Origin of the sequence: Plesiomonas sp. PI-19 (assembly GCF_021368255.1) — a bacterium.
Taxonomy (GTDB): Bacteria; Pseudomonadota; Gammaproteobacteria; order Enterobacterales; family CAMTGL01; genus Plesiomonas; species Plesiomonas shigelloides.
In genome coordinates this window covers 3,261,206-3,273,779 of record NZ_JAJNMQ010000001.1, presented here as the reverse complement: position 1 = coordinate 3,273,779, position 12,574 = coordinate 3,261,206, and the positions used below count along the sequence as shown (strand labels likewise).

General features: G+C 56.3%; 10 protein-coding genes. All 10 read left to right on the top strand.

The annotated features are described in order from the left end of the window. Nucleotides 1–57 precede the first annotated feature (57 nt). The 10 genes from LQ901_RS14510 to LQ901_RS14465 all read left to right on the top strand — a co-directional run bounded on the left by LQ901_RS14510 (nt 58) and on the right by LQ901_RS14465 (nt 12,552). Entirely contained in the window at nt 58–936 is an 879-nt protein-coding gene (locus LQ901_RS14510) for a LysR family transcriptional regulator (RefSeq protein WP_197665217.1), read from the top strand. Between the two features lie 245 nt (nt 937–1,181). Then, nucleotides 1,182–3,065: a methyl-accepting chemotaxis protein gene (locus LQ901_RS14505; protein ID WP_064978304.1), complete on the top strand. Its 1,884-nt coding sequence runs from the start codon at nt 1,182–1,184 to the stop codon at nt 3,063–3,065. A 560-nt stretch (nt 3,066–3,625) separates the two neighbouring features. Next, nucleotides 3,626–3,985: a YgiW/YdeI family stress tolerance OB fold protein gene (locus tag LQ901_RS14500; protein WP_010864935.1), complete on the top strand. Its 360-nt coding sequence runs from the start codon at nt 3,626–3,628 to the stop codon at nt 3,983–3,985. Nucleotides 3,986–4,374: 389 nt separating this feature from the next. After that, a complete protein-coding gene (gmk, locus tag LQ901_RS14495; protein ID WP_010864936.1) occupies nt 4,375–4,998 on the top strand; it encodes a guanylate kinase in 624 nt (207 codons plus the stop codon). 63 nt (nt 4,999–5,061) lie between these two features. Further along, entirely contained in the window at nt 5,062–5,337 is a 276-nt protein-coding gene (gene rpoZ, locus LQ901_RS14490) for a DNA-directed RNA polymerase subunit omega (protein WP_010864937.1), read from the top strand. 26 nt (nt 5,338–5,363) lie between these two features. Next, on the top strand, nt 5,364–7,484 hold the full coding sequence (spoT, locus tag LQ901_RS14485) for a bifunctional GTP diphosphokinase/guanosine-3',5'-bis pyrophosphate 3'-pyrophosphohydrolase (RefSeq protein WP_010864938.1): 2,121 nt from the start codon (nt 5,364–5,366) through the stop codon (nt 7,482–7,484). 6 nt (nt 7,485–7,490) lie between these two features. Further along, nucleotides 7,491–8,186, top strand: a complete 696-nt coding sequence (gene trmH, locus LQ901_RS14480; RefSeq protein WP_152135677.1) for a tRNA (guanosine(18)-2'-O)-methyltransferase TrmH — start codon at nt 7,491–7,493, stop codon at nt 8,184–8,186. A 3-nt stretch (nt 8,187–8,189) separates the two neighbouring features. Next, nucleotides 8,190–10,277, top strand: coding sequence for an ATP-dependent DNA helicase RecG (recG, locus tag LQ901_RS14475; protein WP_152136695.1), 2,088 nt, complete (start codon nt 8,190–8,192; stop codon nt 10,275–10,277). 438 nt (nt 10,278–10,715) lie between these two features. Then, nucleotides 10,716–12,110, top strand: coding sequence for a uracil-xanthine permease family protein (locus tag LQ901_RS14470; RefSeq protein ID WP_039046096.1), 1,395 nt, complete (start codon nt 10,716–10,718; stop codon nt 12,108–12,110). A 148-nt stretch (nt 12,111–12,258) separates the two neighbouring features. Next, the gene (locus tag LQ901_RS14465; protein ID WP_010864942.1) at nt 12,259–12,552 is read left to right on the top strand and encodes a hypothetical protein; all 294 of its coding nucleotides are present in this window, start codon (nt 12,259–12,261) and stop codon (nt 12,550–12,552) included. Nucleotides 12,553–12,574 lie beyond the last annotated feature (22 nt).

The following is a 12,574-nucleotide window of genomic DNA, read 5'->3' as shown; positions in this document are numbered from 1 at the left end:
AGACCTACAATTCCGTCCAATGACATTTAATCTGCTTTTTCATTCCACAGAGGAATGATGGGGGAAGCTATGGAACTGCGCGATCTGCGAGCCTTTGTCACCTTAAGCGATGTCCTGCATTTCAGTCAGGCAGCCGAACGGCTGCACATTACCCAATCGGCGCTCAGCAAGCAGATTAAACGGCTGGAGCAAGCGCTCGGCGGCGCATTACTGGCCCGCAGTGCCGGCGCTACCACGCTTACCCCACTTGGACGGGCATTGCTGGATGAAGCGCGCGACATCGTGCGCCGCAGTGAGCAATTACCGCTGACTGCCCAAGATGTGCTGGCCGGCAACCGTGGCCTGCTGCGAGTCGGCTTTGGTGTGGCGACCAATCGTCTGGTACCGGCGGCGGTGGCGCGCTTTCGCCGTGAGCGGCCACTGGTTAATATTGAACTGCACGATCTGTCCACCCATCACCAAATCTTAGCCTTAAGCGAAAATCGTCTCGATCTGGGGTTTTGTCGTCTACCCGCCCCACGCGGATGGTATGCTATGCCGGTGGTGCAAGCCAACTTTGTGGCCGTACTGCCGGCTGACTACCCGCCCGTCCACGCCTTAGATGAGTTGGCCGCCTACCCGCTAGCGATGTTACGCCGCGATCGCGCGCCTTCTTTTTACGACAACTTGATGCACTATTTGGCGCAAAGCGGGCTACGTTTTCAGCGCCTGCATTATTTGAATGATTTTGCGGCCGGAATTGCCACCGCCGCCGCCGGGATTGCATGGACTATTTTGCCCTCGTCCACCTTGGTCGATCATCCGGCGGTGCGGGTATTGCCCCTGACCGAGCCCGCGGCGTGCTGGACAATCGGACTCGTCTGCCCAGCCGCGCCGACCACGCCACTGCTGCAAGAATTTTGCCGCACGGTGGCCGAGTTCAGTGAGATCCGCTAACCCATCGCCCCTCAACGTGGCGCGTACCCAAGCCAGTGTGATGCATCCCGCAGCTTGCACTCGACGCGCCCAATTAACCGCACGAAATGTCGCTTAATTTCACAGAATTTACATTCTGGCTATGATAAGCACGACTCGGTCACAAAATAGAACATTGCGCTTTCAGATTTCGCCTGCGACGCCGCTAGCCAAGATGATCAGTAATCCGTCCGCGCCGTATGCAGGAGCAATCAGGAAGCACGCCTATGAAGACGCTATCACTCAAACACAAAATTCTCCTTTCGGTCACTCTGGCACTGACGCTGGTGATCGCCTTGTTATCTTGGCGCAGCTACTCGGCGCAAAAAGCCATTTTGTTGCAAGATGCGCAAGAACAAACCGAGCGTCTGGGCATTCAGCAAGCGGAGCGCATTCGCGATTGGCTGTCAGCGCGACGTGATGTAATTCAGGCCATGGCCGGTAAAATCTCCGCCCAACCCCTGACGGTACTGCAACAAGCTCAAAACTCCGGTCGCTTCCAGCTGACCTATTTTGGTCAAGCCGATGGCGTGATGCACGATGCCGACCCGACAATCGATCGCAGTCAGTACGATCCGCGCTCGCGTCCGTGGTATCAGGAAGCCAGCCAACAGGGCAAGATGATCACCACCAAACCCTATCTGGGCGTAGCGGCAGAAGGCACTATTTTGACCATTGCCCAGCCGGTTAACACTGGCCTTGTCAGTGGGGTCGTGGGCGGCGATCTGGCGATTAACACGATCGTGGAAGATATCAGCAAGATGGTGCTGCCCGCCGACGGTTTTGCCATTTTGATGCACAAAGACGGTACGGTGATCGCGTATAAAGATGCGGCCAAGGCGATGCGCTCCGCTTCGGAAATCGATAACGATCTGAACAACCAAACCATCGAACAGAGCAAAAACGGCCATACCCTGACGCCGCTGTATTTCGAGCAAGAGCAGCGCGACAAGCTGGTGTGGGCTACCAACATTCCCGATACCGATTGGGAGCTGGTGTTGGTGCTGGATAAAGACACGCTGGAAGCACCGCTGCAAAACCTGCTGTTGACCCAACTGGGGCTGGCACTGCTGGTGTTGGTCGGCAGCATCGGGGCTATCTCGTACCTGATTGGCGTGCTGCTCGGCCCACTGGGTAACGTGGCGCGCGCGCTGGCACGCATTGCCGACGGTAACGGCGACCTGACCCAACGCATTGTGGTTAACACTCAAGATGAAGTCGGCCAACTGGCAGACAGCTTCAACCGCTTTGTCGGCAGTCAACATCAACTGATCACCCATATCCGCGCCTTGGCCACCGAATTGAACGCCGATGCCGAGCGTAGCTTGGTCATCAACCAAGAAGCGGTCAGCGAATTACAGCGCCAGCAGCAAGACGTCACCATGGTCGCCACCGCCGTGACCGAAATGGCCAGCGCCACCCAAGAGATTGCCAACAGCGCCGAGCAAACGGCTACCGCCGCTCAGCAATCCACCGCCAGCAGCGAGCAAGGCAAAGTGCTGGTGAATAAGACCCGTCAGTCCATCAATAATCTGGCCGATGAAGTCAGCGAAGCCACCGAAGTGATCGGCGCGCTGAGTCAGCATGCGCAGGCGATTTCCGGTATTTTGTCCACCATTCAGGGCATTGCCGAGCAAACCAACCTGCTGGCACTGAACGCGGCGATTGAAGCGGCGCGCGCCGGAGAGCAAGGGCGCGGTTTTGCGGTGGTAGCTGACGAAGTACGGGTATTGTCACGCCGTACCCAAGACTCCACGCAGGAGATCCACTCCACCATCGATACCCTGCAGCAAACCACCGCCCGCGCGGTGAGTCTGATGCAAACCAGTCAGGCGCTGGCCGGTAACAGTGTGGAGGATGCCGATGCCGCGGCGCGAGCGTTGGAAGAGATCACTCATGCCGTAGCGCTGATTTCCGATATGGCCAGTCAGATTGCCACCGCCGCCGAGGAGCAAACCCAAGTGACGGGGGAAATCACCCAGAACACCACCGCGATCAAAGATGTAACCGACGAGATCACCGCCGCGGCCATGCGCGATCTGGATCAGGCGCAAGCCCTGAAAGGTCGCGCCAGCAATCTGAGCCAGCAAGTATCGACCTTTATTTTATAACGGTCATTTTATAGCGGTTATTTTATAACTGTTGTTATCACTGCTTTTTATCGCCAGAACTTGGCTCTATTAGCGGCATAAATCAGGGCGACACCAGTCGCCCTGATTTATTTTCTTTTGGCAGAACTCAAATGCCGCCTTGATATTCAACTTTATTCTTATCGCCGCAGAACATATCCGATATAACACATCCGAAAATAACCTAACCCCTATTTTTAGGGTTAGCCTACTTTTAATAACCCACCGACCAAACCACGCAGACAAAAAATAAATTTACCGCCAAGCATTTAATAAAATAGTGCCGAATAATTAATGAGTTAAATAATTATTGGTGTGATAAATGGCCTTGTTTTTGTTAGCGCACCTGTAACCAATGGTATCTAACTACGCCAAACCAATAAAAACAGAAACTGACTTTTTCATTCATCCCGCATTCAGAAAATTGGCGTTATGATTCATTCCATCGTTAAGCAACACCTATCGTTATGACGGATACCGCGTATCCCGCTCACTGAATTGTTAGCTTAACTTAATTGGCTTAACCATCTACCGAGGTCGTTATGAACAAAATGCTGAAATTCGTATTACCACTGGCGCTGTTTTCTGCTCTGTCTGCGGCCCCGGCCATGGCAGCCTATACCGGTACTCCAGCCGCAGCTCAAGTCAGCGTAAAAGATCTGGCTAACCAGAAAAATGATGCGTGGGTAACCCTGCAAGGCAAACTGGTTTCTCAAGTTAGCCATGACAAATACCTGTTCTCTGACGGCAGCGGCGAAATCCAAGTCGAGATCGATCAGAAAGTGTGGAATGGCGTGAATGCCGGCCCGAACGACACCGTAAAAATTACCGGTGAATACGATCGCGAGTGGGGCATGGATAAAAACAAAGTGGATGTGAAATCCATCTCGTTAGTGAAATAATTTTGTTCAGCCACCTAAGCAACGCGTCTTAGGTGGCTGTATTTGCATGCCTAGATGTACCGTCTTCCCTGTTTCCCTTTCCGATAACAGTTTCAGATAACCTCTTCAGACAATACGCGTTCATCGGGCACCTCACTCATGAGGCTAACGCAGATCCTGACAATCCTGACGACAGCCTGAGCAATTTGGGCTAAAATGATCGTTTACCCGCCGTCAGTTGCCGCTCGGTTAGCCGTAAAGGCACCGCCGCACACTGACAGCCTGTCGTCCCGTAATCCCCGGCCTTTGCCCGTATAGCGGCGGTCACCGACTTCACTGCTCGGCACCCGTACCGGGGTACCTGTAACTGGATGCCTGTAACCGTATACCTGCAACTGTATAGTGACATTATGCCCAAAGGTACTCTGTATATTGTTTCCGCTCCGAGCGGTGCTGGTAAATCCAGCCTTATCAATGCATTGCTGAAAACTCACCCAACCTACGACATGCAGGTTTCGGTGTCGCACACCACCCGTGAACCACGTCCGGGCGAGAATAATGGTGAGCATTACCACTTTATCAGCGTGGATGAATTCAAAGCGCTGATTGAGCAGCAAGCGTTTTTAGAATACGCGGAAGTATTTGGTAACTATTACGGTACTTCCCGCCCGACCATCGAAAAAGTGTTGGATCAGGGCATCGATGTCTTCTTGGATATCGACTGGCAAGGTGCACGTCAGGTGCGTGAGCAAATGCCTCAGGCACGCAGCATTTTCATCCTGCCACCGTCACGGGAAGAGCTGGAGCGCCGCCTGCGTGGCCGCGGTCAGGACAGTGATGACGTGATCGCCAAGCGCATGGCCAAAGCGGTCAGCGAGATGTCGCATTACGATGAGTATGACTATCTGATCGTGAACGACGATTTCGATCAAGCGCTGGTTGATCTGAAGAACATTATCCGCGCCGAGCGCCTAAAACGAGAGCGTCAGGGGCTGCGCCACGGTGCGATGATCAGCAAATTGTTGGCAGAGTAAGCTCGGATTGAGTATCATTTCTAGTCATTTGTCTTTTCCCTATTGGATCCATTGGAGTCGTTCATGGCCCGCGTAACCGTACAAGACGCCGTTGAGAAAGTTGGTAACCGTTTTGACCTGGTACTGGTCGCTGCACGTCGTGCGCGTCAGATGCAAACCCAGGGTAAAGATCCGCTTGTCCCGGAAGAGAACGACAAGTACACCGTGATCGCCCTGCGCGAGATCGAAGATGGTCTGATCAACGCTGACATTCTGGATGCCCGTGAGCGTCAAGAACAGCAGGAGCAAGAAGCGGCTGAACTGCAAGCTGTTGCAGCCATCGCTGAAGGCCGTCGTTAATTCTGTTACAGAGTGCGCCTTAAGCCTTGTATTTATTTGAGAGCCTGTACCAAGTTGCACAGCGCTACCTGCCTGAGGATCAGATAGATCGCCTCAGGCAGGCATTTATTGTTGCGCGTGATGCACACGAAGGACAAACCCGCTCCAGCGGGGAGCCTTACATCACCCATCCGGTGGCGGTGGCCTGTATTCTGGGCGAAATGCACCTCGATCACGAAACCTTGATGGCAGCCCTGCTGCATGACGTGATTGAAGACACCGATATTACCCATCAAGATCTGCAAGAGCGGTTTGGCAAAAGCGTGGCCGAGCTGGTCGAGGGCGTGTCCAAACTCGATAAGCTCAAATTCCGCGATAAGAAAGAAGCCCAAGCCGAAAACTTTCGCAAAATGATCATGGCGATGGTGCAAGACATCCGCGTCATTTTGATCAAGCTGGCCGACCGTACGCACAACATGCGCACCTTAGGCTCACTGCGCCCTGATAAACGTCGGCGTATTGCGCGCGAAACGCTCGAAATCTATAGCCCGCTGGCCCACCGTCTGGGTATTCATCACCTGAAGACCGAGCTGGAAGAGCTAGGCTTTGAAGCCCTGTACCCGAATCGTTTTCGCGTCCTCAAAGAGGTGGTGAAAGCGGCGCGTGGCAACCGTAAAGAGATGATCCAAAAGATCTTATCCGAAATTGACGGTCGCCTACGTGAAGTGGGGATCAGCGCCAAAGTCAGCGGACGAGAAAAACACCTTTACTCCATCTACAACAAAATGCGGCTCAAAGAGCAGCGTTTTCACTCGATCATGGATATCTATGCCTTTCGGGTGATCGTCAAAGATGTCGACAGCTGTTACCGCGTGCTCGGTCAAATGCACAGTCTGTACAAACCGCGCCCTGGTCGCGTCAAAGATTACATTGCCATTCCCAAAGCCAACGGCTACCAATCCCTGCACACCTCGATGATCGGCCCGCACGGCGTACCGGTTGAGGTGCAGATCCGTACCGATTATATGGATCAGATGGCAGAGATGGGGGTGGCGGCCCATTGGGCCTACAAACAGCAAGGCGAGTCGGTCTCGACCGCGCAAATCCGCGCCCAGCGCTGGATGCAAAGCTTGCTGGAGCTGCAGCAAAGTGCCGGTAACTCGTTTGAGTTTATCGAGAGCGTGAAATCCGATCTGTTCCCCGATGAGATTTACGTGTTCACGCCGGAAGGCCGCATTGTCGAGCTGCCGGCAGGCTCCACACCGGTGGACTTTGCCTACGCGGTGCATACCGATATCGGCCACACTTGTGTTGGCGCACGGGTTGATCGCCTGCCATTCCCGCTGTCGCAAGCCTTAAGCTCGGGGCAAACGGTGGAAATCATCACCGCACCGGGCACCCGGCCAAACGCCGCGTGGCTCAACTTTGTGGTCAGCTCCAAAGCGCGGGCCAAAATCCGCCAGATGCTGAAAAACCTCAAACGCGATGACTCGGTCAGCCTTGGCCGCCGCCTGCTCAATCACGCCTTAGGCAGTGTGAAACTGCAAGATATCGCGCCAGAGAAAGTCAAACGCGTGCTGGATGACCTGAAACTGCACACGCAAGATGACCTGCTGGCCGAAATTGGCCTCGGTAATGCCATGAGCGTGGTGATTGCTCGCCGTTTGCAACAGGAAGTCAGTGAGCCGCAACCGGAGCCAAGTGGAAAAGCCTTACCGCACAAAAAGCTGCCGATCCGCGGTGCCGATGGCATTTTGCTGACCTTTGCCAAGTGCTGCCGACCGATTCCGGGCGATCCGATCATTGCCCACGTCAGCCCAGGTAAAGGCTTGGTGATCCACCATGAGTCTTGCCGCAACATTCGCGGCTATCAGAAAGAGCCGGAAAAATTCATGGCCGTCGAGTGGGATAAATCCGCCGCTAGCCAAGAGTTTATTACCGAGATCAAAGTCGAGATGGTGAACCATCACGGCGCGCTCGCTGATCTGACCGCGGTGATTGCCACCACTGAGTCCAATATTTACAACCTGACCACCGAAGAGCGCGATGGCCGCGTGTACAACATTTTCATCCGGTTAAGCGCACACGACCGGGTTCACTTGGCCAACATCATGCGCAAAATCCGGGTAATGCCGGATGTCATCAAGGTCAGCCGTAACCGTTACTGATTAATCATGACTCCAGAACGTTTTCAACGGATCCAACAGATGCTGGCCTTGCGCCAGCCTGATCTGACTGTCTGCATGGAACAAGTGCACAAGCCGCACAATGTGTCGGCGGTGATCCGTACCGCCGATGCGGTCGGCGTACACGAAGTGCATGCGGTATGGCCAGGCGATCGGATGCGCTCGTTGGTGTCTACCGCCGCCGGTAGCAACAACTGGGTGGAGATCCGCACTCACCGCACCATTGGCGCGGCAGTCGGCCATCTCAAAGCGCAAGGCATGCAAGTGCTGGCCACCCACCTGTCCGATAAAGCGGTGGATTTTCGCAGCATCGATTACACCCGCCCAACCTGCATTTTGCTTGGTCAGGAAAAAACCGGTATCAGCGAAGAAGCGCTGGCGTTAGCCGATCACCAGATCATCATCCCGATGGTCGGTATGGTGCAGTCGTTGAATGTGTCGGTGGCCTCGGCGCTGATTTTGTACGAAGCCCAACGTCAGCGTCAGCTGGCGGGCATGTATGACAGCTGCGCCGCCAGTCGCCTGAGCGAAGAAGAGCAGCAACGTCTGCTGTATGAAGGCGGCTATCCGGTGATTGCCAAAGTGGCGCGCCGCAAAGGGCTGCCGATGCCGCAGATTGACCAATACGGTGAAATCGTGGCGCCGCCCGAGTGGTGGGCGGCGATCCAGGCGGCGGATAACTAAGTGATGCGCGGGCGTCTGCTCGATGCACTGCCGCTGACCGCCCTGTCTGGGGTGGGCAGCAGCATGGCCGGTAAGCTGGATAAGCTTGGCCTGCACTCGGTGCAGGATCTGCTGCTGCACCTGCCACTGCGCTATGAAGACCGTACCCGCATCACACCAATTGCCGGCTTGCTCCCGCTGGTGCATGCCAAAGTCGAAGGCACCATCCAAAGCTGTGAGTTAACCGGTGGTCGGCGGCGCATGCTGCTGTGCCGGATTAGTGATGGCTCAGGCATCCTCAGTTTGCGCTTTTTCCACTTCACCGCGGCGATGAAAAACTCGCTGGCGGTGGGGCGTCGCATCAGTGTCTTTGGTGAAGTCAAACGCGGACAAATTGGCCCCGAGATGATGCATCCCGAATATCGCTTGCTCGGTGAGCAGGCCGATAGCAGCGTCGAAGAGACGCTCACCCCGGTTTATCCGGCGACCGAAGGGCTCAAGCAAGCCAGCTTACGCAAACTCACCGATCAAGCATTAGCGATGCTCGATAGCGTCGCCATCCCCGAGTTACTGCCTGACAGTCTCAATCATCGCCAGATGGGCATTGTGCAGGCATTACACCTGCTGCATCGGCCTACGCCCGATATCAGCGCCGAGGCGCTGGAGCATGGTCGCCATCCGGCGCAGCAGCGCTTGATCCTTGAAGAGCTGTTAGCCCATCACTTGAGCATGCTGCAAGTCCGCGCCGGAACCCAAGCGCATCAAGCACCGAGCTTACCGCCATGTCAGCAGGCCGCGTTGTATCAGCAGTTTCTGGCCGCCTTGCCGTTTTCGCCGACCAGTGCCCAACAGCGGGTAGTGCGCGAAATCGCCACCGATTTGGCCAAAGCGCAGCCGATGATGCGTTTGGTGCAAGGGGATGTTGGCTCCGGTAAAACCTTGGTGGCCGCTCTGGCGGCGTTGCAAGCCATCTGCGCCGGTCAGCAAGTGGCCTTGATGGCACCGACCGAGCTATTAGCCGAGCAACACGCCACCACCTTTCGCAGCTGGTTTGAGCCGCTGGGTATTCGAGTCGGCTGGCTAGCCGGCAAGCAAAAAGGCAAAGCGCGAATCGCGGAGCAACAAGCGATCGCCGATGGCGAGGCCATGATGGTGGTCGGCACCCACGCGCTGTTCCAGCAAGAAATTCACTTTGCTCGCTTGGGCCTCATTATCATTGATGAGCAGCACCGCTTCGGGGTGCATCAGCGTCTGACCCTGCGCGAAAAAGGGGCCAGCAACGGCCTGTATCCACATCAGCTGATCATGACCGCCACCCCTATCCCGCGCACATTGGCGATGACCGCCTATGCCGATCTCGACACCTCGGTGATCGACGAACTCCCGCCCGGACGCACGCCAGTCACCACGGTCGCCATCCCCGATACCCGACGCGCCGATATCATCCGCCGCGTCAGCGATGCCTGCCAGCAAGAGCGCCGTCAGGCCTATTGGGTCTGCACCCTGATTGAAGAATCCGAGCAGCTTGAAGCACAAGCCGCCGAAGACACCGCCGCCGATCTGCGTCTGCAGTTGCCGGCACTGCGCATCGGTTTGGTGCATGGCCGCATGAAAGCGGCGGAAAAGCAGGCGGTCATGGCCGAGTTCAAAGCCGGCGCGTTAGACTTACTGGTTGCCACCACGGTGATTGAAGTGGGGGTGGATGTCCCGAATGCCAGTTTGATGATCATCGAAAACCCTGAACGACTGGGCTTGGCGCAGTTGCACCAGTTACGTGGCCGGGTTGGCCGTGGCGCGGTCGCCTCGCACTGCGTACTGCTGTACAAGACCCCACTCACCGCCACCGCGCAAAAGCGCTTGAGCGTGCTACGTGACAGTAACGATGGCTTCGTGATTGCCCAGCGAGATCTGGAAATCCGCGGCCCCGGTGAGCTATTGGGGACTCGGCAAACCGGTTTGGCTGAGTTTAAAATTGCCGACTTGCTGCGCGATCAAGCGCTGATCCCTGAGGTGCAAAAACTGGCCCGTCACCTGCACGAGCGCTATCCCGAGCACGCCGCCGCCTTAATCGAGCGCTGGCTGCCACGGCGAACCGATTACTCTCAGGCTTAATCTCGCGGCACACTGCGGTGTACTCCCGCATCCACGCCAACTGGCTCGCCAGATAGTCCTCTGCGTTCTTGCACTGTATTTCCCGAGATATTCTCCGAGATATCCATCGCTATGCAGCCACACGCATGTCGCGGCAAAAAAGTTACCGCCATCACAAGCAAACGTTTGCTTTTTGGCGAAAGCTGGCTAAAATGCGCGCCATTATCTGCTTAACGTGCACACCAGCCAGTACTGAACTTACGGTTGCTTCCGCTATTACTGGAATAACTTATCGCCGGATAAGAGGAAAAGACGCATGACCTGCCGTCTTGCCCGCCGACACGATAAGAAGGCGCAGACGCCGCACCGATACCGAACGCACGACCACCCGCACGGCGAGCCATCGCCTTGGTCACAGCAGTTAACCGAATCCTTTTACTCTGACATTTTGGAATCAGCATGAGCTCACAAGCTATCGAAACGGAACACCTCGATACCACTCCTGCCAGCACTTCCCGCCGTAATCCGGATCTGGTTTACCGCCTTGACGACCGCCCGCCACTACCGCAAACCCTGTTTGCCGCCGGTCAGCATCTGCTGGCGATGTTCGTGGCCGTGATCACCCCGCCTCTGCTGATTTGTCAGGCGCTGGGCCTGCCTGCTGCCGATACCCAACGCATCATCAGCATGTCACTGTTTGTCTCCGGTCTGGCCTCCTTCCTGACCATCCGGACTTTAGGCCCGATTGGCTCCGGTCTGCTGTCGATTCAAGGCACCAGTTTCAACTTTTTAGGCCCGATCATCGCCGGTGGCTTAGCGCTCAAACAAGGCGGCGCCGACGTACCGACCATGATGGCGGCGCTGTTTGGCACCATCATTCTGGCCTCTTTTAGCGAAGTGCTGTTATCGCGCATTTTGCACCTAGCCCAAAAAGTGATCACCCCGCTGGTCTCCGGCATTGTGGTCACCTTAATTGGCCTGACGCTGATCCAAGTGGGGCTAGTCTCCATCGGTGGCGGCTATGGTGCGCTCGGCGATGGCAGCTTCGGTAACCCGAAAAACCTGCTGCTGGCCGGTACCGTGCTGGGCATTATCGTCCTGCTCAATCGTCAGCGTAATCCGTACCTGCGCGTGGCGTCACTGGTGATTGCCATGGGCGCGGGCTGCCTGCTGGCGTGGGCGCTGGATATGCTGCCAACCACCAGCCACGATGCACCGCTGCTGATGATCCCGACCCCGCTCTACTACGGTCTGAGTGTCGATTGGAGTTTGCTGCTGCCGCTGGTGCTGGTATTTCTGGTCACCTCACTGGAAGCGATTGGTGATATCACTGCCACCTCGGAAGTGTCCGAACAACCGGTGTGTGGCCCGGTCTACCTGCGCCGTATCAAAGGCGGCGTGCTGGCCGATGGCTTGAACTCCGCGCTGGCCGGCCTGTTCAACAGTTTCCCGAACTCCACCTTCAGCCAGAACAATGGCGTGATCCAAATGACCGGCGTAGCCAGCCGCTACGTGGGCTATGCCGTGGCCGCCATGCTGGCCCTGCTGGGTCTGTTCCCGGTTATCGCGACCTGGGTGCTGAGTATCCCTGAGCCGGTCTTAGGCGGCGCCACTATCGTGATGTTCGGCTCGATTGCCGCTGCCGGTGTGCGCATCATGGCCCGTGAACAACTGGATCGCCGCGCCGTGCTGATCATCGCTATCTCATTAGCGATGGGGCTGGGTGTGGCGCAGCAGCCGCAAATTCTGCAGTTTGCCCCTGAGTGGCTAAAAAGCGTGCTGTCATCTGGCCTTGCCGCCGGTGGCCTGACCGCGATTGCCCTGAATCTGATCCTGCCTGCCGAACCACGCTGATCCCACCTCACCGGCCACGTCAGTGGCCGGTGTCTGTCACATCCGATGAACGTGATCTGTCTGACAAGTTATTGGGCTACCCTCTAGTAAGGCTGCTCGGAAACAGGCAGACTGCTATATCAGGCAGCCATCTGCTCATGGAGGAGTGATGACCGACAATTTCCGCCTGCTCAATCAGATCCTGCAACAACGCCGTCCAGAAGAGCTGTTATTGCTGGCTGCGTTACTAATCGAGCAAGATATGCTGCATCCGGCCTTACGCTGTCTGGAAAGCGCCCATCAGCAATTAGGACCGGTGCCCGAGCTGTTGCAGCACATGGCGCGCCTGCGTCAGCGCTGCGGCGGACTGACTATCGATTGGCTGCCCGAGACTGCCACTCCGCTCGCCACCGGCGCGGCCCGCCGTGACGCGGAGAAATGTAACGATCTGCTGTTATCCTGACGGCGGAGATCGTAATGGCGCG

Excerpts from the sequence above, each read along its gene's own strand:
- LQ901_RS14465 (WP_010864942.1), top strand. The coding sequence starts at position 12,259 with ATGACCGACAATTTCCGCCTGCTCAATCAGATCCTGCAACAACGCCGT.
- rpoZ (WP_010864937.1), top strand. The coding sequence starts at position 5,062 with ATGGCCCGCGTAACCGTACAAGACGCCGTTGAGAAAGTTGGTAACCGT.
- LQ901_RS14500 (WP_010864935.1), top strand. The coding sequence starts at position 3,626 with ATGAACAAAATGCTGAAATTCGTATTACCACTGGCGCTGTTTTCTGCT.
- LQ901_RS14505 (WP_064978304.1), top strand. The coding sequence starts at position 1,182 with ATGAAGACGCTATCACTCAAACACAAAATTCTCCTTTCGGTCACTCTG.
- LQ901_RS14470 (WP_039046096.1), top strand. The coding sequence starts at position 10,716 with ATGAGCTCACAAGCTATCGAAACGGAACACCTCGATACCACTCCTGCC.
- LQ901_RS14510 (WP_197665217.1), top strand. The coding sequence starts at position 58 with ATGGGGGAAGCTATGGAACTGCGCGATCTGCGAGCCTTTGTCACCTTA.
- trmH (WP_152135677.1), top strand. The coding sequence starts at position 7,491 with ATGACTCCAGAACGTTTTCAACGGATCCAACAGATGCTGGCCTTGCGC.
- gmk (WP_010864936.1), top strand. The coding sequence starts at position 4,375 with ATGCCCAAAGGTACTCTGTATATTGTTTCCGCTCCGAGCGGTGCTGGT.
- recG (WP_152136695.1), top strand. The coding sequence starts at position 8,190 with ATGCGCGGGCGTCTGCTCGATGCACTGCCGCTGACCGCCCTGTCTGGG.